Consider the following 19291-nt stretch of genomic DNA (forward strand, 5'->3'; position numbering starts at 1 on the left):
ACATCAGATCGCGATGCCGGCGCAGGACGGTATCCGGTTGGATGAGCAGCCGCAGCCGGCGCAGGACCTCGCGGGGCAGCGAGGTCAGGAGAGCGACCAGGAAGGCCCGCTCCTCGGGTGCGAATCTCACTCTGGTGTCAGCGTCGAGTTGGCGTTCAAGGACGGTGATCTGGTGACGCAGGGCAAGAATCTCCACGTCCTTGTCCCGATCGCCCATGGGCAGCAACCGCAGCGCGGCAAAAGCGTTCGTGACGGTCAGATAGGCCAGGCGAAGGAGCACAGCCGATCATCCTGCCGCACGCGCTCCCGGCTGACCGGAGCTCGAGTACGCCACACGAAGCCCTCGCAGGGCCATGACGTGGGCGGATGTAATTATCGGCAGGCGCAACCTCAGGCTCCGCGGATGAACGCGATCATGGAGCGGTGGGTGGGCAGTGTACGGCGCGGTGGGCAGTGCACGGCGCGAGTTACTCGACCGGATCCTCATCGTGAACGAACGCCACCTGCGCAAGGTCCTCGCCGAGTACGAGACCTAATTCAATAGGCATCGTCCGCACCGAGCTCTGGGGCAGGCCAGCCCGCTCCGGGTGCTACCCGATCCGGTCGACGCTGACATCAAGATCACCCGACGAGACCGGCTCGGCGGGCTCCTGCATGAGTATGCCGAGGTCGAATGAGGCGGCACAATATTCGGCACCCACAGGCTGGAGTACTAATACGTCTCAAGCGGTTCGACAGCTACTGGATGCCACGACAGACGAGACATGTCGGCGGGCTCACCGGGTTAGCGTCCATGGGAGTGGTGTACGGGTTAGAGCACATGCCGAGCACTGCGACCGATCTCTATGCCTGGTGTCGGCATGGCTAGATCGCGGGATCCATTCCGGGAAGTCATGATGCAATGGTTGTACGGGGCGGCCGTGCTCGGTGCGTGCTCGTACGTCCCGTCACGCGTCGTCAGGACCCGGCACTGCCTGACACGCAATGTGCGCGGAGGTGGCACGAACTGCCTTCTAATCCGACGGTCGCAGGTTCGAATCCTGCAGGGCGCGCCACTTCACCAGCGGAAACCCCAGCCGCGCCCGCGCGCCGGCGCGGCGTGGGGCAGATATGAGGCAAAGCTGAGTCAGCCGCCCAGCGGCCGCCCCAGGGCGGACGCGGCGCTGAGCACCAGCCGGGCCGTCTCCCGGGCGGCGTGGTGGGCCACCTCCGGCAGCACCGAGACATAAGTGTCGGCGGTCAGCACGATGCTGGCATGCCCCAGCATCGCCTGCACCACCTTCAGATCGGTGCGCGCGGCCAGCGCCAGCGTGGCGGCACCATGGCGTAGATCGTGCAGCCGGACCGGCGGTTGTCCGGAGGCCGCGACCAGGCGGCGGAACCGGCCAGTGAGGTAGTCCGGCCGTAGCGGCGCACCGTCCGCGGTGGTGAACACGTAGGCCGAGTCCTGACAGCGGGTGCCCGCCGCCGCGCTCAGCTCCTCTTGCCGCTCGCGGTGCCGCATCAGCACACGTGCGGTCTCCGCGTCCAAGGCGACCACCCGGCAGCCGGCGGCGCTCTTCGGCGGCCCGACCACGACCTGGCCGTAGGCGTGCACCCGCTGCTGCGTCACCGTCAGCTCCGCGGCCTGCAGGTCGACGTCCGTCCAGCGCAGCCCGGCCAGCTCGCCGCGGCGCAGCCCGCGCAGCGCGGCCAGCCACCACGCGGCATACAGGCTGTCCTGCGCGACGCCGGCCAGGAACGCCACGAGCTGTTGTGCGGTCCAGACCGCTACTGCTGGACGTTCTCCCGTTTGCCGCCGGCGGGCGGTCCGCCCGGCGGTCCAGGCGACCGGATGCGGTCGGCGCGGCCGGGGCAGCGCCGCTCCGTTGGCCGGGTTGATGGGCATCAGCCGGGCGCGCACCGCCGCGTTCAGCGCGGTCCGCAGGGTGGCGTGGATCCGCACCACGGTCGCGGGCGACAACCGGCGGCCGGTCGACGAGGGACGGGACGCCAGCGTCGCGAGCAGTCCGTTGACATCGCGGTCAGTTGGTGGAGCAGCATCCGTCCCAGCTGCGGGACGAGGTAGAGGCGGATATGCGTGGCGTAGCCCTGCCGGGTCGACGGATGCAGAGAGTCCTTGGTAGCCAGCCAGCGTGCCAGCCACTCACCGACGGTGCATCCGGCTCCTGCGCCGTCGCGGTCGGCAGTGGCCAAAGCCCGGCCTGCCGCCTGCGCTTCCTCGGGATCGGCGTAACCACCTTGGCAGATACGCTGCCGCTGCCCGTCCAGGCCGCGTACCTGCACCGCGAAGTACCAGCTGCCGTGATCGTCATCTACCGGCAGCCGCGGACACGTCACTCCTCGCTGACGTTCCGTCGCCGTGTCCACGCATCCGCATCGCCTGCTGACCTGCACACGAGTCTTTGCCATCGCTCCCACCTCCACCCCCACGGTGTGCGACGACAGCCGCGCCAGCTAGGGCTCGCACTCGATCGGGGATGGCCTCGAGACAAGTGTCCGGAGTGCGGGGGGAAAGCTCAGGTTGAGTCGGGTCAGCTCGCCGTACAGGTCGACGGCCTGCTAGACAGCTTTAAAGCGTTCTGGTGCTGGTCGGCGTTGCGTGGGCAACTCGCCTGAGCAAGATGAAGCGCGGCTCGTCGCGCCGGGTGTTGAGCGGCGGCCAGGCGGTGGGAGACCAGCCGAGTGGGCAGGGCGATGCCCCGAAGCGAGGGCGATGCGCCGATCGGACGGCAGGCTTCGATTGATGTACTCGAGTCCTTGAGCCTCACATCCGTTCCAGGCCAACCGAATGGCTCTCACTGGGAATCGGTCGGCAACCTCATATCCGGTGCCGGAGGCGATCCGGGCGTGCCAGAGTGCTACACATGATCCCCGCACCCGTCCCCGACGAGCCACCGCTTACCTACGCCGACAGCTTCGACGTACCGGTCCTTTTTCGTGACCGGCCTGCGAGGAAGCCCAGGAGGCAGTGGCGGACGGCCGAGCTCAAGCCGTGGGCGGGGTCGGGCGGGTTCCCGGCGACCGACGGCTGGTACGTCTCGACCACCACCTGGCGGGAGATCATCAAGGCCGCCGTTGAGGTGGGCCGCGACGTCACCCCGCACTTGCAGAATCAGCCGCGGTATGCACACGGGGAGCTTGTCGCCCGGGTTTCCCCGCTGTACGCCTATCTTGGCACGCACTCCGTGCAGGGCACCAAGGGCCGGCGCCTGACCCTGAACCCGGTGTACGCATACAACACCGAGCGCAGCGCGAAGAACGCAGCCTCCTACCGGCTGGGTATGACGATGGCCGAGTGGGCCTGCCGCTCACTGCTGGGCCTCGGTCAGACGGAGCACCTCGAACTTGGTGGCCCGATCAACGCTCTGCGCGACACGTTCAAGAATCCGAAGCTGACGCTGCCCGACCTATGGGGGCAGCATCAGGCAGAGGGCCTGTACTGGCTGATCGAGGCCAAGGGCGGCGACGTGGGCCTCAGCACGCTCCGCAAGGGATGGGCGCAACTGGCCGCCGGCAGCAAGATCCTCGGCTTGTACGCCCACCGTACCGTCCTGGTTGGAGCGTCCGTGCGGCCCGGAGACGACCTCTTCCTCACCATCGACCATGACCTGCACCCCGGGCGGCCGCCGTTCACCCCGGCCGGATTTGACATCGGCGACGAGTCAGGGGTCGGCCCGGGTAATCTCGAAGACCGGCTCGGCGACAGCGACGACGCGCTCATCGGCGCGGCCCGCGCCCAAATGCTCGCCTATCTGGCGCTGCGCTCCGCTCCCGCCGCCCGGCTACGCACCGTGCTCGTTCCCGCCGACCGCGCGTCCCGTCGTCGGCGCTCCGGGCTAACCACGCCCTTGGAAGGCGACGACCTCACCCGCGACATGCGGGCCGCAGCCCGCGGAGTAGCGCCTTACACCGAGCGGCACACCCTGCGCACCAGAATCCGTTCCATGGGCCTCGATGACTTCGTCACCTGCCGCATCCCAGGTACCGAAGTTCACCTCGGCATGTCCCGGAAGCTGTACGCCGCCTGCGAGCGCCTCCACGAGGAAGACCTCGCCATCGCCCAGAGCACTCCGGGGCTGCGCGCCGAGGACCAGTCGGCCGATGACCAGGAACTCAGCGACGACGCTCAGGAACAACAGCGACTCACCCAGCGGCGAATCTTCCGCGAGCAACAGGAGGAAGCCCGCCCTCGGCTCCGCCCCCGGCTCCGCGACGCCTACGAGCGAGGAGCGACAAGAGACTGGAGTAATCTGCTGCGCCGTCCCCAGGAGCCAGAACTCGAACTGGAAAGCGACGAGGGGCTCCTCGAAGCGGCGACGCCGGAGACGTATCTGGCCGTCAGCCGCTACGATCTGCCCCCAGCACGCGCCTAGCTTCTAGGGCGCGCATTCGAACGGGGACGACCTCAAGGCATGTGTTCGGAGTACAGGGATGCTCCGGGATGAGGCGGTCGGCCCTGCCGTGATGAGTGACGACTGGAGGAAAGAGCAGGGGCCCTTGACGTGCAAGGCGCATCTGATCATCTATCCGAGGCCAGCGCTCGGCGTGCGGCTGCAACGGCAAACCGGGCCGGGTCGAACTCCTGCGCGCTCTTCAGACCGGCCCAGCGGACATAGTCGTCGTGCTCGTCGTGCTCGGGATTGGCCAACACGAGACGGAAGTATGCGTAGCCTCCAACGCCGCCGACGTCCTCTGGCGGGCAAGCGCCCATACCGTCCACCAGCACCGGATAACGGACTCCTTCCTCCGCGGTGAGAATCTCCTCCAGCACGATGTCGTGCCGCCAGCTGTCGCCCAGGTCGTATTCGTATTCGATAGCTGCCCCGGCCTGCGGCAGCACCTGCGTTAGCGAGGTCCTTCTCTCGTCCACAACGTTCAGATCCCACTCGGCTGACGGTTTGCCGTACAGGACACCGCCCGCTGTGAACAGGTGGAGATGACAGTCTTCCCAGCCCATGGCCGCGACCAGGATGTGGTGCAGCCTGTCGATCGTGATCCCGGGTGAGATGAGCAGGCGCCGCCAGATCACCGGATCCGCACTTTCCTGGAGCGTCACCCGGATCTGGTAGATGGGCTCTCCTGGTGCGGCCTCACCCCGGCTGCGCCGTACGGCGTTCACCGCCACCGGCGTCAGAATCGCCGTCTCCTCCGTGAGTTCCACCGCGCCGAGTCGGACCAGGACGGTCAGCAGTCGGTCGATGTCGTGGTCGGTCATCCGCCGTTGCGCTTGCGGGTCGTGCATCTCGTAGTACGGCGACGCGATCTCCCACGCCAGCTCCCGCAGATCCGCGACGGGCACCGGCCCGCCGTACAACCTGCGCAGCAGCGCCGGCCAGATGAGCGCGAACTCCTCGCCGACCAGCGACGCGTACCAGTAGTTCCTGGGGAAGAGCGCCTCGCCCATCTTCTCCAGCGCCGTGAACGCCGCCTCCCACAGCCGCTCCGGATCCTTCAGCAGCGGCGCCGCCTTCTTCACCGGCAGCAGTCGCCCCTTGACCACCCGGACCAGCCCGGCCGCCTTGGCCCATTCCACGATCAGGTTCAGTTCGGGCAGTTCGGTGCTGCTCTTCGTCCGGAACACCCGGTCGCCGATCTTCGGGTCTATCTCGTCGCCGGTTTGCAGCAGCGCCACCAGCGCCCGCGCGTCCGACAGCGTCAGGTTCCCCGTCTGGGTCAGCTTCCTGCCCGCGCCCACCCACTCGGTGAACGCCCGCAACTCCTCCCGCATAGCGTTCAGAGTACGGGCCTCAGCCGCACGTGCCGCGCGAACGAGCCCTTCCCGGCGTATGTGACGCCGTAGGATCGGGTGCCGTGGCGAACAAGCGTAAGGCGAAGGTCAATCCCACGCGGGGAGTCAGCGGCCATCCTGCCCGGCGGGCGCTGCAGCTCGCCGCCCGTCAGCCTTCGCCGGATGCTGGTTCTGTGCTGTTCGAGTCGCTGATGGGGACTGCTGGGGATGAGTGGTGGCCGGATTCCCAGAGTGCGATCGTCGAGCGCCTCGCCGACCTGCCCGCCCACTCGCCGCTGCGGCTGGAGAACGCCGTCGTCGACCTGGTGGGTGAGGAGATGTGGACGCGCACCCAGAGCGAGACCATGGGTTTCCACTGGGACCAGTACCTGGCCTCGCTGGCCGACCTCGTCCGCGACGAGATCCAGAGCGCCGCACGCACCAGCGGGCAGATGGATGACCTGTGGCGGCTGCTGCACGGGCTCGCCGCGATGACCCCGCCGTCCAGTGGGGAGATGCTGCGCCGCGACCCCGGCCTCGCCGTTCGCGAAACCATCAAGGACACCACGACGGTCCTGGCCGGGGCCGGCATCGCCGCCGGGTGGCCGAGTGAGATTCTCCGGGCCGCTCCGGCTGGACAGCCCTTGCTGCTGGCCGACGAGTACGGTTCGCGGTACGCGCTCCTGGCCCCCTTTGCCTGGGGCGAGGAGGATCCGCACTGGTACTGCTGGGACATCGACCGCTGCACCGGAGACCGGGTCGTACACGCAGGCGTTTTCGCCTCCCCGGAGGAGGCGTTCGCCGAGTGGCGAGCCGCCGTGGGGGCGCACGTGGCGCCCACCTCCACCGAACCGGCTCCGTGCGACCAGGCCACCGCCCGCGAACTGCTGGATCCGCTGTGCCATTCCGACCTCCTGGGCGCCCTGCTGATCGGCAGCGAGTCGCGGCAGCTCATCGCCGAACACTTCCGGCTGCGCCAGCGAGCCAGAGCCCTCTGCGAGTCGTTCACCGTCGCTCGCGAGCCCAAGCCCGAGCAGGACCTCAACCGGATCATCGACGACTTCGCCGCCTGGCTACGCGATCGAGACGGCCACACGTCTGAACGAGAAGACATCGCCACACTCGCCGACACCTGGTCCCGCCTCTCCGGGCCCGCCTACTACGCCTGCTCCCCGCATCGGATCGAGCACACCGTGATCCTTGTCGCAGACGGATACATCGAGAAGTACGCCGAGGCCGTACTCGATCTGCTACCTCAGTGGGTCGAATGGTGCATCGAACGCACCGGGCTGACCGGCGAGCCGGCTGAGCGAGCTCGCCAAGCGGCCGCGAACAACCGGTGGGACGGATCCGACGGCGTGGACCTTCGCCGCATCGAATAGTTGAACCGCTCCCGAATGGCCGGGCTACGTGCCCCCGGGCCGTCCAAGGCGACGACCGATTTCTGCGCCTGCCGATCTGCTGAAACGGCGGCACGCCCATGCATCGTGTCTGGGGCTGTGCAGGTGGATCGGCGGCAGGGAAGAGGCGGTGGGGGAGATGGTCGGCGGGTCACGTCCTTAGCGGAGGGCAGGTGTGGTCGTGTGGAGGCGGGCAAGGTGCCCCTCGCGTAGCAGTGGCGGGTGCAGAAGGTGGGCGGGGCCGCGGCGGTAGAGGGGAGCGGGACGGCCCGGCTCCGTGAGCCGCCGTTCCCCTGTGGCTTCCAGAAACCGGTCGGCGCGGGTGACCTTGCGACGGAAATTGCTTGGATCGAGCTTGAGTCTCCACACGGTCTCGTAAACCTTGCGCAGGTCGGAGATGGTGAACGGTTCGGGGCAGAACGCGGTGGCCACCGTTGTGTACTCCAGTTGCGACCGGGCGCGCTCCAGCGCGTCACGCAGGATGGTCAGGTGGTCGAAGGCCAGCAGACCAGGCTCGGCCAAAATCGACGGTACCGGCACCCACGCGGCGTCGGAGGCGTCTGTGCCGGCCGTGGGGATGGGCAGATCGGGGCCGAGAGCGAGAAAGGCCACAGTGATCACGCGCCCGCGGGGGTCGCGGTTCGGCTCGCTATAGGCGCGGAGCTGTTCGAGGTGCAGCCGTGCCGCGTCCAGGCCCGTCTCTTCCTTCAGTTCGCGCCGGGCGGCGTGTTCCAGGGTTTCGCCTGGTCGTAGAAAGCCACCGGGGAGCGCCTGCCGGCCCCTGTACGGTTCGTTGCCGCGCTCTACAAGGAGAGCGTGGAGCTCGCTGTCCCGGATGGTGAGGATCACGAGGTCGACGGTGACGTCGATCCCCTGTTGGTGCTCGCGTGACAAGACTGTCTCCCTTTAGGTCATCTTGACCTTATCTCTAAGGAGCTTAAGGTCATAGCTACCTAAATTCGTTCTGTGGTGGAGGTGGCATGAGCGACGATGCGCATTCACCTGGCCGACAACCCGCTCATCCGCGAGGCAAGGCAGCCCGACAGTTGTGCGCGGGTGTCTACTTCGACCGTGACTTCCGAGACTCGGTGATCTGGCGGGTCCTGCTTGATCCCGCGCACCGGGTCGCCCCTTCGTACGGTTTCGATCTGGTTCCTGTGGTCGGACATGCCAAGCGCGCGCTGATGCTGGAGGTTCTCGAGCGGTTGGGGTTTCTGTCCGTATTCGTCGGGGCGTGGCTGGCTCTTCCCGCCCTGGCTATCACGGTGGTGTGCATCCTGCTGCTCTGGCTGGCGCTGCGGCGCCTGGCTCGTACGCTTCCCGCGGTTGGGCGGCGGCGGGCGCTGGAGGCCACCGACGATTTCCTGCACCGCACCCGATATCGCCGGCACAAGCGTGGGCTGGAGGAGCTGCAACGTGAAGTGAAGCTGCTCACCATGGCCTGCCTCGCGCTCTTTGTCGTACCCATTCTGGCAGCGGCGCTGCAGCATCGGCCTGCAGAGAACGTGCTTGCCATGGCCGCCTTGCTCGTTGCTGCGCTGGCCTTGTTCGCCTTCACCGGGGCCGCAAGCCGGCGGTTGAGCGCCAACCGCATGTGGGTGTCCGATTCGCTGGGAATCGGGCGGCCGAGCCGACGCATGCAGCGTATTCGCGAGCAGCAGGCGTCCGAGTACGCGATCTACCGTCGGCCCGTGCCGGAGAGCGAGGAAGACGACGAGGGCAAGGACGAGGACGACATTTCACTCCGTCTGACGAGCTACTTCGAAGATCGGCAGGACATCTTCGTCGGAGCCGGAGAACTCGTTCACAAGTGGTTGCCCCCGCTGACCGTGCCCCTGCTTCCGAAGCAGGGCACGCCGGAGAACACGGACAACGTGCGTGACTTCGAGCCGGACGAGCTGATTGACGTCTTGCACAAGGCCGTTGAGGAGGTCGGAGGCGGAGGCGAGCCGACCTCGCTGCCAGGACTCAGCATCGGGGACCGCATTTACGTTGAGGAGATGGTCCTGTCCAACGACCGGGACCGCCTGCGCCGTACGCTCGACCCGGAGGAGCGCAGGAAGATCATCAACACTCCTTACGGCCCCTTCCACCACTTCCTGGAGATCTCCACCTCTCCGACCGGAGAGGTGGTCGTCACGGTGTTCGTCCGCGTCACCATCAAGGCCAGGACGCTCTGCCTCGACTTCGCGGCCTGCGCCCTGACCCGGCTCCCACGAAACTACGAGATCCTCGATCACTACGGGGAGCGAGGATGGGTGTCCGTCGTTCGGGAGGGCCTCAAAGCGGTCCTGCGCCTGCCGGACGAGATCCTCGCCATGAGGCGAATCGCTGGTGTACCACGGCTGTTCCTGGGCTGGCTGTTGGCGCGCATCGACTGGACGGTCCTGCCGCACAGGGGGTCGGCCGTCGGGACGGCCCACCGCGTGCGTGAGGATCGCGCGACGCCATGGCAGGACGCCGAGCACGATCGCGCCGAGATCCTCGGCCTGATGAAGATCATTGAGCAGCGGCTCTTATGGGCGACGGAGAAGTTCCTGGAGGCGCATGGTGTGGACACCTCCGACTTCAAGAAGCGAGCACAAACGATCATCAGCGCGACTGTACTCAACATGGGGCGAATGGAAATCCGTGACTCGGCCATCGGTCAGAACGCCTCCCGGACCAACCAGTACCGGACCAACCAGTACCGGTCCAATCAGCAACATGAGCCCAATGACCAAGGGGACGGTGAACGATCGTGAGCCAGCAGCACGTCGACGGCATTCTGAACTACGGCGGCACCATGACCGTGCGCGACTCGGCGGTGGGCAGCAACGCCAAGGTGGTACAGGCTGCCGCGGTGCAGCGTGACGGAGCTGCGGAGCGCGCCCAGGTGGGAGTGATCACCATCCTTCCGCTCGAGACCCAGGCCGTACGGCTCGCTCTTGGCCTACGTAGTGAACGCGTCGGAGATCTGACCTTCTACCGGGCGATGGTGAACGGGGTGTCGGTGGCCGCCACCATGGCCCTCGAGCAGGGACAACGCTCCGCCATGGCCGCCTACGCCAATCTCGTCGGAGCTTTCGATCCCGAGATCACCGTGCTGGCAGGGATCGGCGGAGGCATCCACGAGTCAGTAGCCATCGGTGACGTGATCCTGGCCACTGAGATGGTCTACTACGACCTGCGTAAGATCACGCCCACTGGTACACCTCGCCGTGGTCAGAGCCGACCGGTGCCTGCGGCCATCGGACATGCGGTCAACGCCTTCATCGCCGATCTCGATCCGCCCAGCCGCCTGACGATCGTGGACCCCGAGGGAACCTCGCGATCGCCGGTTGTGCATGCAGGCCCCATCGGGTCAGGAGAAGCGGTCATCGCAGATGAGGACGCTGACGAGATCGCTTTCCTGGCCTCGTTCAACGACAAGATCCTCGCCGTGGACATGGAAGCGGGCGGGCTTGGGCAAGCCTGCCACGAACGCTCCGCCGCCTCCGGCCGGCAGCACCGGTGGATGGTCGTACGCGGCATCTCCGATCGCGCCGACCGGAACAAGTCCGACACACCTCAGCGGGTCGCGGCCTGGCACGCTGCTCAGGTTCTGCGTCTCCTTCTTCCCTATCTTGAGAACAAGCGATGAACGACTTCACGCTGGGCGTGGTCAGCTCGATGGCGGCAACAGGGCTCTCCGTCGCTGTGGGATGGGCACTCTCCGCCCGTGCTCGCGACTGGGCCGTCGCTGTGCTCTCCCGATACTCCGGACTGGGGGTGCGTAAGCTGCACCGCCAGCAGCGGCGGGCGGCGGACGATCTGGCCGCTGACCTGGTGAAGGCGCGGTGGGTCGGAGTGCTAGCCGGGCGTGGCAACGAGCTCACCCGAGACACCTTCGGGCCCATTTGGTCAGGCTCGGTACGGCCCCTCGATGCGGTACGGGTTCTACTACCAGACCCCCGGCCGGGCTCCTGGCTGGTCAGGCGAGAGGAGTCAATGCGACGCTTCGACCGAGGACTGCGGCCGGGCATGCTGCAGGAGCAGGTGCGCAACAATGCCGCCTACGTTCGCGAGGCCGCGCAGCACCTGGACGTCGTCGAACTGCGCTTCTACGATCTGCCGAACCTGTATCGCATCATCCTGACCGACGAGGTCGCCTACATCACCCTGTACGGAGAGACTGAACACGGCCGCAACTCGCCGTGTGTGGTCGCGCGGCCACCGGGGCTGCTCTACGGACTCGCGCTTCGCATCTTCACCAGCACCTGGGAGACCAGCGGCCCCGCTTGCACCAGCGTGTGGAATGTGGATCATGACGGCTGACCGGCTGGACTCACGACTTGGCAACCTGCCCCCAGAGACCTTCTTCGTGACACGACGGCTCAGATGTGGCCGTGACGCGCGTGTTCGGATACGCCAGGGTGGGAGTGTGTCCTCTGAACTTCCGCCGGAGACCCATCCGCGGGGAACGGCGGGCTCGGATCGGCTCTTCATCTCGTTCCAGGTCGCGCGCGAGGCGGCCAGGGCCGTGCGCCGCGCCGAGCGCCGCCGGGACGTGGCCGACGTGGTCCGGCCGAAGGGAATCTTTGGTGTGCTCAGATCGCGTGCGCCCGTGGCGGTCATCCTGTACGTGGCGGCGCGCGATGGCCGGCTCGTCTGGCGGAGCCCAGAGGTTTTCGCGGTACTGGAGTCTCCGCACGGCTCTCGGTTTACAGGCAGGCCTGGTATGTCGCTGCTGCGCCTGCTCGACAAGCACTGGGATGTGGTGCTGTTCCTGTTTCCTCCAGCAGTGCTGTTGATGTTGTCGGCGGTGTCGGCTCTCCTGGGAGGCGCGTCCCATTGGATTCCGGCGCTGTGGGTCGCGTCGGTACTGGCTATGGCCGTGTTGATGCATGTCTCCGTGCTGGGGACTGCGGCAGTCTGCACCATGACTGCCAGATGGATCTTGGGACTGCCAGTGCACGACCGCCGGGAACGGTCGGTGGCCGAGGAGTTGAGATTTCAGCACTGGTCGATACCGCTGTGTCATTGCGCTGACCCCGTTATGGCGCCCGGCCTGCTCGGCGAGGTTACCGAGCGGCTGCGAGGACTTGTCCGCGCCCAGATGATGGGTGCCATCGAAGACCTGAGGGTGCGCCCGCGGACGGTCGAGGTCAACGAACCACTGCTCTGTCTGCTGGACGGGGCGACGACGTACGCGATGCGAGACGTCATGCGGAAGTCGATTGGCGAGGACTCCGACGGGGTCACGTTCTTGGCGACGGGGTCACGAACGGATGCCCGGGGGCGCAAGGTCGCCATGTCCGGTTTCGATGGGCTTCTCGTTCCGATGGGGGCCGGGTTCGTGTTTTTGATCGAGGCTTATGTACTGGCTGGCTGGGAGCGGAGCGAGTGTCTCCGCGACTGCGCCGGTCGTCCGGCGACCTTCGAGTCGGCGCTGCGCTGGTTGGCCTGGCGCACGATCTTTGTCGCTCCGCCCCACCTCGCTCCACTGACCTCAAAGGCATGGGTATTGGGATGGCTCAATGCGGTCATGGCGATCGTGGTCGTGCTACTCGTGCTGGTTGTGGGCTGGCGGACGGCAACGGGACGAAAGGAGCGGGTCGACAACTTCCGGAGGAGGATGGAACCGGTGCTGGGAACATCGTCGGTTGTGATCATGGTTGCCACTAACGAGGAACGCGACGCCGTCATCCGGTCTGTCACCGATGTCACGGGAGTAGAGCCGCTGCGCCGCTATCTGGAGCATCACACGGTTTTCGAGCTCGGCGTGGTAAGCCGTTCCCGGGTCCTGCTGGCGCAGACGCGGCCGGCGGCCGTGGATCCGGGAGGCTCCCAGTTGACCGCCAAGTCGCTGATCGATCAGTTGGATCCCGACTATCTCCTGCTCACCGGAATCTGCTACGGCCTACGCGAAGGCGAGCAACGGCTCGGAGACATTCTGGTGTGCACTCAACTGCGAGGCATCGATCACAAAAAAATCATCGAGTCCACACCGGGGACAGAGATCGAGATCTGCAGGGGTGAGCGTGTGGCCCCGTCGGTAACGCTGCTCGACCGGTTCCAGAGCGCCAGGTTGGGGAAGGACGGCCCGCCAGTCCATTATGGCGCGATGCTCTCCGGGAGCCTGTTGCTCAACTCCCCGACAGCACGTCAAAAGCTCATCGACGCGCATCCGGATGCGGTCGGTGGCGAGATGGAGGGAATCGGCGTCTACGCTGCCGCAGCCAAGGAGAAGACGGACTGGATCGTGGTGAAATCCATCTGCGATTGGGGGATGAACAAGAACGACGATTGGCACGAGATCGCTGCCCGTAACGCGGCTGAGTTCGTCCGGGATGTGCTGCTCTCTGGCGGGCTGGACCAGCCACCATTGAGGTCAGCTTGATCTTCGAAGGCCTCGCATTGTGGTTTGAGCACGAGCCTAACGGCGAAGCCGTCGCTCCTGTGGGGGGAGCTGTGATCCAATGGTTAGTCAGCGTGCCGGCCGTGCTCGGTGCGTGCTCGCGCGCCCCGACACGCCCCGTCATGAATCGGCACTGTTGGACCCGCAAAGTGCGCACAGGCGGTATTAACTGCCACTAAACGGCACTGCGAGACATTAAAAGATCTTGCTTCTACTCCAACCACCACCCGGTGGCCAACGACTACGTCAACAACACCGGTTACGGGAACCACCCCCGACTTCAACATGCTGGGAATCGACTCAAGCGGCGCCGCCGTCGGCCGGGGCAACCTGCGCAACAACATCGCCTACACGGGCACGCTGACGTCGAACATGACCGGTACCAGCTCCGCGTACAACTCCTGGGACCTGGGCGTCACCCTGTCGGACTCCCAGTTCCGGAGCGTATCGACCTCCGGCTGGGATGCGCCTCGCCAGGCAGACGGTAGCTTGCCCACACTGCCCCACCTGCGCCTTGCCGCGAACAGTACCCTGATCGACAAAGGCACCGACGTCGGCCTGCCCTACACCGGGCGGGCCCCCGATCTCGGCGCCTTCGAGCGGCCCGGGGACACGCCGGCGGGGCAGCGGTATGAGGCGGAGACCGCGCCGGCGGTGTGTCAGGGCACGATCGACGCGAATTGGGCCGGCTTCTCCGGCAGCGGTTTCTGTAACGGCAACAATGCCGCCGGCGCCTATGCCCAGTTCACGGCGAACGCTTCGGCGGCCGGTACGGCGACGCTCGGGATCCGGTTCGCCAACGGCGCCGGCGGCGCCAGGGCTGCCACCCTGGTCGTCAACGGGTCCACGGCGGCGACGGTGTCGTTCGAATCCACCGGCGCCTGGACGACATGGGCCACCCAGACCGTGACGGTCCCGCTGAACGCCGGCGGCAACACCATCCGGTTGGATCCCACCACCACAGCCGGACTGCCCAACATCGACTACCTCGACCTCGGCACCATAGCCGGCTGACTAGTCACTCCGTGCGGCCAGGAGGGCACCGGGACCTCCGCTGATGCGCCCGAGAGCGGCCGTGCCGGCCACCGTCCCACTCCTGGAAGTCACTGCTTCCCCTCCGCCCGGGTATCTCGCGAGGTTCCGGTTCTGTGAACGTGCACAGAACAAATCTCGCGAATTGGGCACACGAACGTACATGTTCTTCCAATCGGAGCGCTCCCTTACTGGATGGCATCCGTCCGCACCAAGATGCCGCGCCCGGAAGGCGGGCGCCATTCGCGCAGCCCTCCGGCTCAGCGTCATCGACTGCCTGGCCAACGCGTAGCCGCACACCTCGAGAGGGAACATGATCAACAGATATGGGACGCGCGTCACCGCGGCACTCACTGTGCTCGTGACCGCGCTGGTGGCGGGGATGTTCACGGCGCCCGCGTCAGCGCACGCCACCTTTGGCACCGCGCACATCAAGCCGATCGAGAGCAACATCGCCGCCAAGTTCTGGACCTCCGCCACGGCAAGCAGCGGCTTACCCACCGCCCGGCTGGCCATTGACGGAGACCCGACGACATCCTGGTACGCGGACGGCTCCAGCGCCCGACAGCGGCTGACCGTGGACCTTGGCGGCGCCTACAACAATCTGCGGAAGGTCAAGGTGATCTTCGCTGACCCTGGCGTGGTGCACCGGTACATCATCGAAGCCTCGTCCGACGGTCGCAGGTGGACCAAGATCGCCGACAAGTTCCGCAACCGAGCCGCGTCACGGGGAGCGGTGCACTTGTTCACCCGGCCGGGAACACGCTTCGTCCGGCTCACGGTCACCGGCGCGTCAGGCCATCCCAAGGTCGGGGTGAGCGAGATCCAGATCTTCAACTACCTGCGCGACGACCTCATCCTCGGCGCCGACCTGTCCTGGGTGGACGACGTCCAGACCCGGGAATACTGGGTCAACCCCTTGGCCGCCGACCGTGGCGCCGGACCGCACCTACTCGACGTGGCCAAGGACCGCGGCATGGAGTACGCCCGGCTGCGGATCTTCAACGAGCCGAGGGACGAAAGCACCGGCGAACCGACACCGATCCCGCGCCAAGGGCCAGAACGCTCGCTGCAGTCGGCACGGTGGATCAAGGACCGGAGCATGGGGCTGGGCATCGACTTCCACTACGCGGACTCCTGGGCGGACCCGGCCAAGCAACCGAAACCGCGCGCCTGGGCCGAGTTGGAGTTCGACGATCTGACGCAGGCGGTGTACCACTTCACCGGCGCCCACCTCCGCCGGCTGATCAAGCAGGGCACCACGCCGGACAAGGTCGCCGTCGGAAATGAGATCATCAACGGCTTCCTGTACGGCAGCGAGGCGGCCCTCATCGGCACGACCAACCCGCCGTACTTCGTCAACCAGGCCGACATCTACCAGTCGAAGCCCGGTGGCGGCCTGCTGTGGCGCTACTGGCAGTCGACCGACCCGGTCGAGCAGCGGCTTTACAACGAGGCGTGGGACCGGTTCACCACGTTGGCCGCGGCCGGGATCAAGGCCGTCCGCGATACGTCGCCGAAGACCAAGGTGGAGATCCATGTGATCGTCGACGCCGGAAGGCTCGCCAAGACCATGGAGTTCTGGAGCCAGTTCCTCACCCGGGTCAAGGCCAAAGGCCAGAACGCTGACGTGCTCGCGATCTCGTACTATCCGGAGTGGCACGGATCGCCTGACGCACTGGATGCCAACCTGCACACGATCGCGACGACCTACCCCGACTACGAAATCGACATCGCCGAGACCGCCTACCCCGCGTCCGGCGGCGACGGCTCACCACTGCCCAACTCGCCCTTCCCACGCACCGTCCAGGGCCAGGCAGACGCTATCCAGCGGGTCTTCCAGGCCGCCAACGACGTGGTCGGCAACCAGGGTGCCGGCGTGCTGGTCTGGGAGCCGGCGGGCTACCAGCCGATGTTCCGGGCCGTGCCCGAGTTGCCCGACACCTGGGAGCCGCACGCGTCGATCAACGTGTTCAACGCGAGCCAGGCCAGGCACATCCTAGAAGACACTGTCTACGTCACCACCGGGGTGGACAGCACTCCAGCACTTCCCACCTCCGTCCGCAAGCTCACCACCGCGAACAACGCCATCACCACAATCCCCGTTCACTGGCAGGCGCTGCTGGACAGGGCAACCGACACGCCCGGTCAGGTCGTCATCGCCGGGACGACGGCGCTGGGCAAGGTAACCGCAGTCATCGACGTCATCTAGCGACGGAGTCAACGTGATGAATTTCCGGGCCGAGCCGCGGGTGGGGGATGTTGCCAAGGCACTCACGGTTGGGCGCACGCCGTAACACCATCACGTTCTTCGAACCGATCAACTCGCCGCAGAGTCCGTGGCTGAAGATGCTGCAGTGCGCCTACGGCAGCGGCGGCGACCTCAACACGGTCATCGCCGACGCCCAGACGGTGATGAAGGCCATCGCGAGCAGGTCGTGATGCGAAAGAGAAGTCTGGTGGGGTTCGCCAACCTTGCTCCGACACTGCTCTTCGTGCTGGCCTTCACGCGAGCAGCCGGTCTCGGACCAGACCAGGTCAGAGTGGTGGCTCATTTTCGGCACCCACACGCCGAGTCGCCGTTACCGCGCCGGCCGGACGGGCGGATCGTGCTGGCAGTGGACGTGTCGCCGTGGCTGCGCTCGGACGCCGTAGCCTGGCGACGTGACTTCGATCGGTACGCAGCCACCGCAGCGCACCTACGACGTGGTCTGCGTCGGTTGTGGGCACCACAACCTCATCGCTGCTGCCTACCTCGCCAAGGCCCGCCGCAGCGTGGCCCTGCTGGAGCGTTCCGCTGTGCCCGGCGCCTCGTACGCACCGAGGAACTGACCCTGCCCGGCTTCATGCACGACACCTATTCCGCGATGCATCCCATCCTGACCAGCGGACCGTCCTATGCCGAACTCGGCGACGACCTGGCGCAGCTGGGCCTGCGCTACGTCCAGGGCAGGGTGTCCACCGGGGCGTCACTGCCTGAGGGCCGTAGCATGGCGCTCTCCACCGATCCCGCCGAACTGGCCACGGAACTGGAGCCCTTGGGCGAGTACGAGGCATGGAACGGGCTGCTCGCCGATCTTGCTCCTCACCTCGCTTCGCTCTTCCCCTTGCTGGGCATGGACCTGGCGCCGGGCTTTGCACTGGGCAGGGACGGTAGGGACAACCTGGTCGCCGTCGAGCGGTTGGCAGCGGGCGAGTGGCTGGCGGTGGACCCCTGGCACGGCCGTGATGGGCAGGCTGTAGCCGTGGCCGCGCCGTACGGTCACCCCTTGGTCGCGAAGAGCGCGGCCCGCTCGGCGGGCTCCAGGTCGGACGCGCGGAGGAAGTCCGCGACCTTGCCCGGCATGTCAAGGGTGACAGGCAGCTTCGGAGCGGGGGTTTCCTCCTGAGAGATGGCGTTGTGGTCGGGCATGAGGTCGACGACCGCCGTGCGGGTCACGGCCGCGGCTGACGCCGTGGTCGCGGGCGAGGGCAGCGATCGCGCCATAGGAGAACCGACGTCGGCGGGCAACCCGCACCCATTTCCCGCATGAGCGGCGTCCCCAGCAGGGACAGGGGAACCAATTAGCGTGATTTCAGGTAGGTCAGGACGGCCAGAATCCGGCGATGATGCTCGGCCGAGTCCGGAATGTGGCGTTTCTGGAAGATTGTGCACATGTGCGCCTCCACGGTGCGCTCGGCGATGACCAGGCGGGTGGCGATGGCGGTGTTGGAGTGCCCCTCGGCGACGAGGGCGAGGACGTCGCGCTCGCGCTCGGACAGGCGCGCGATTAGCGTGTTCTGCGCCTGGATCGGCGCCGCCACCACCTCCGGGTCGAGGGCCGAGCCGCCGTCCGCGACTCTGATGAGGGCGACGAGGAAATCGTCGACGCGCAGCACCCGGTCCTTGAGCAGATAGCCGAACGCCCCGGTGCTGACCAGCGGCACCGAGCTGGCCGTTTCGATGTGCTGGGACAGCAGCAGTATGGGAAGTCGGGCAGTTCCCGTCGCAGGAGCTGGACTGCCTGTACGCCGTCGTCGGTCATCGTCGGCGGCATCCGGACGTCGATGACCGCGATGTCGGGCCGATGGGCGCGAACTGCGTCGACCAGGGCACGGGCGTCGCCGACGGCGGCGACCACGTGGTGGCCGGCGTCCTCGAGTAGTCGGACGATGCCCTCGCGAAACAGCGCCGAGTCTTCTGCCACTACGACGCGCACGGCATGACCGCCTCGATGGTGGTGCCCTCGTGCGACATGCTGGTCACCGAGAGGGTCCCGCCGACCGCGCCGACACGATCGCGCAGGGGTCAAGGACAGCTGGGACGGGGCAGAGCCGATGCCGTCGTCGGTGACGGCGATGTGCAAGTGCTCCTCGGCCTGGCGCACGCGTACGCGGATGCCGGTCGCCGGGGCGTGTTTCAGCACGTTGGTCATCGCCTCGGCGACCAGGAAGTACGCGGTGGCGGTGACCGCCCCGGTCTACCAGAGCCGGTTCGACGAACTCCGGGCCAAGGGCTTCTACCCAGTCCACATCAGCACCGAGCTGGGCCGATACGCCGCCATCTGGACCCGGTGAGGATCACCGCCACGCAGCTCAAGAGTCCGTCAAGTGGTCGAAAGCCCGCATGAAAGTGGCACCCACTACACAAGGGGGCGCCACACCCAACCTCTCCTGAGAAGGGCACCCCCATGGGCCGCACAGCTTCCCGTTCACTCACCGGTCTGGCCGCCGTCGTGGCGACGGCCGCCGTCTGTCTCGCCGTACCCC

Annotated in this window: 16 protein-coding genes and 2 pseudogenes; 12 read left to right on the top strand and 6 right to left on the bottom strand. The window is 66.7% G+C overall.

Annotated elements, in window-relative coordinates; translation table 11 throughout:
- A partial coding sequence (locus tag AB0J69_RS58355) for a hypothetical protein (RefSeq protein ID WP_364137324.1) occupies positions 1-280 on the bottom strand: 280 nt, incomplete at its 3' end.
- An 846-nt stretch (positions 281-1126) separates the two neighbouring features.
- Positions 1127-1963, bottom strand: a complete 837-nt coding sequence (locus AB0J69_RS58360; RefSeq protein WP_364137326.1) for a site-specific integrase — start codon at positions 1961-1963, stop codon at positions 1127-1129.
- Positions 1964-2867: 904 nt separating this feature from the next.
- On the opposite strand from AB0J69_RS58360, the gene AB0J69_RS58365 reads away from it, so the two are divergent.
- Positions 2868-4376: a hypothetical protein gene (locus AB0J69_RS58365; RefSeq protein WP_364137328.1), complete on the top strand. Its 1509-nt coding sequence runs from the start codon at positions 2868-2870 to the stop codon at positions 4374-4376.
- A 146-nt stretch (positions 4377-4522) separates the two neighbouring features.
- On the opposite strand, the gene AB0J69_RS58370 is transcribed toward AB0J69_RS58365, so the two are convergent.
- Positions 4523-5719: a plasmid pRiA4b ORF-3 family protein gene (locus AB0J69_RS58370; RefSeq protein ID WP_364137330.1), complete on the bottom strand. Its 1197-nt coding sequence runs from the start codon at positions 5717-5719 to the stop codon at positions 4523-4525.
- A gap of 95 nt (positions 5720-5814) precedes the next feature.
- On the opposite strand from AB0J69_RS58370, the gene AB0J69_RS58375 reads away from it, so the two are divergent.
- Positions 5815-7113 carry a hypothetical protein gene (locus AB0J69_RS58375; RefSeq protein WP_364137332.1) on the top strand — a complete coding sequence of 433 codons (1299 nt, stop codon included), beginning with the start codon at positions 5815-5817 and terminating at the stop codon, positions 7111-7113.
- Between the two features lie 177 nt (positions 7114-7290).
- Here AB0J69_RS58375 and AB0J69_RS58380 read toward each other — a convergent pair whose 3' ends face one another.
- Positions 7291-8025, bottom strand: a complete 735-nt coding sequence (locus AB0J69_RS58380; protein ID WP_345577380.1) for an NUDIX domain-containing protein — start codon at positions 8023-8025, stop codon at positions 7291-7293.
- 86 nt (positions 8026-8111) lie between these two features.
- On the opposite strand from AB0J69_RS58380, the gene AB0J69_RS58385 reads away from it, so the two are divergent.
- The 9 genes from AB0J69_RS58385 to AB0J69_RS58425 all read left to right on the top strand — a co-directional run bounded on the left by AB0J69_RS58385 (position 8112) and on the right by AB0J69_RS58425 (position 17931).
- On the top strand, positions 8112-9875 hold the full coding sequence (locus tag AB0J69_RS58385) for a hypothetical protein (RefSeq protein ID WP_364137335.1): 1764 nt from the start codon (positions 8112-8114) through the stop codon (positions 9873-9875).
- On the top strand, positions 9872-10753 hold the full coding sequence (locus AB0J69_RS58390; protein WP_364137336.1) for a 5'-methylthioadenosine/S-adenosylhomocysteine nucleosidase: 882 nt from the start codon (positions 9872-9874) through the stop codon (positions 10751-10753). Before AB0J69_RS58385 ends, AB0J69_RS58390 begins: the two co-directional genes overlap by 4 nt.
- A gap of 347 nt (positions 10754-11100) precedes the next feature.
- Positions 11101-11427 (top strand): hypothetical protein, encoded by a 327-nt coding sequence (locus tag AB0J69_RS58395; RefSeq protein ID WP_364137337.1) that lies wholly within the window; start codon positions 11101-11103, stop codon positions 11425-11427.
- A 106-nt stretch (positions 11428-11533) separates the two neighbouring features.
- The gene (locus AB0J69_RS58400) at positions 11534-13492 is read left to right on the top strand and encodes a hypothetical protein (RefSeq protein WP_364137338.1); all 1959 of its coding nucleotides are present in this window, start codon (positions 11534-11536) and stop codon (positions 13490-13492) included.
- A gap of 303 nt (positions 13493-13795) precedes the next feature.
- Complete coding sequence (locus AB0J69_RS58405; RefSeq protein ID WP_364137340.1) at positions 13796-14524, top strand: carbohydrate-binding protein; 729 nt, start codon at positions 13796-13798, stop codon at positions 14522-14524.
- A gap of 331 nt (positions 14525-14855) precedes the next feature.
- Positions 14856-16754: a glycosyl hydrolase 53 family protein gene (locus AB0J69_RS58410; protein WP_364137341.1), complete on the top strand. Its 1899-nt coding sequence runs from the start codon at positions 14856-14858 to the stop codon at positions 16752-16754.
- 68 nt (positions 16755-16822) lie between these two features.
- Positions 16823-16984 (top strand): hypothetical protein, encoded by a 162-nt coding sequence (locus AB0J69_RS58415; protein ID WP_364137343.1) that lies wholly within the window; start codon positions 16823-16825, stop codon positions 16982-16984.
- A 222-nt stretch (positions 16985-17206) separates the two neighbouring features.
- Positions 17207-17374 (top strand): hypothetical protein, encoded by a 168-nt coding sequence (locus AB0J69_RS58420; protein WP_364137347.1) that lies wholly within the window; start codon positions 17207-17209, stop codon positions 17372-17374.
- A gap of 14 nt (positions 17375-17388) precedes the next feature.
- The gene (locus AB0J69_RS58425; protein WP_364137349.1) at positions 17389-17931 is read left to right on the top strand and encodes a hypothetical protein; all 543 of its coding nucleotides are present in this window, start codon (positions 17389-17391) and stop codon (positions 17929-17931) included.
- A 175-nt stretch (positions 17932-18106) separates the two neighbouring features.
- On the opposite strand, the pseudogene AB0J69_RS58430 reads toward AB0J69_RS58425, so the two are convergent.
- A pseudogene (locus tag AB0J69_RS58430) lies at positions 18107-18741 on the bottom strand (response regulator transcription factor).
- A gap of 138 nt (positions 18742-18879) precedes the next feature.
- Positions 18880-18957: pseudogene (locus tag AB0J69_RS58435) on the bottom strand (hypothetical protein); the annotation flags it as partial.
- Between AB0J69_RS58435 and AB0J69_RS58440 the strand changes: the two are divergent.
- Entirely contained in the window at positions 18920-19099 is a 180-nt protein-coding gene (locus tag AB0J69_RS58440) for a hypothetical protein (protein ID WP_364137345.1), read from the top strand. The pseudogene AB0J69_RS58435 and the gene AB0J69_RS58440 sit on opposite strands and share 38 nt — an antisense overlap.
- Positions 19100-19291 lie beyond the last annotated feature (192 nt).

Source organism: Nonomuraea sp. NPDC049709 (assembly GCF_040674815.1).
Taxonomy (GTDB): domain Bacteria; phylum Actinomycetota; class Actinomycetes; order Streptosporangiales; family Streptosporangiaceae; genus Nonomuraea.

Excerpts from the sequence above, each read along its gene's own strand:
- AB0J69_RS58365 (WP_364137328.1), top strand. The coding sequence starts at position 2,868 with ATGATCCCCGCACCCGTCCCCGACGAGCCACCGCTTACCTACGCCGAC.
- AB0J69_RS58395 (WP_364137337.1), top strand. The coding sequence starts at position 11,101 with ATGCGACGCTTCGACCGAGGACTGCGGCCGGGCATGCTGCAGGAGCAG.
- AB0J69_RS58405 (WP_364137340.1), top strand. The coding sequence starts at position 13,796 with ATGCTGGGAATCGACTCAAGCGGCGCCGCCGTCGGCCGGGGCAACCTG.
- AB0J69_RS58425 (WP_364137349.1), top strand. The coding sequence starts at position 17,389 with ATGCACGACACCTATTCCGCGATGCATCCCATCCTGACCAGCGGACCG.
- AB0J69_RS58440 (WP_364137345.1), top strand. The coding sequence starts at position 18,920 with ATGCCGGTCGCCGGGGCGTGTTTCAGCACGTTGGTCATCGCCTCGGCG.
- AB0J69_RS58385 (WP_364137335.1), top strand. The coding sequence starts at position 8,112 with ATGAGCGACGATGCGCATTCACCTGGCCGACAACCCGCTCATCCGCGA.
- AB0J69_RS58410 (WP_364137341.1), top strand. The coding sequence starts at position 14,856 with ATGATCAACAGATATGGGACGCGCGTCACCGCGGCACTCACTGTGCTC.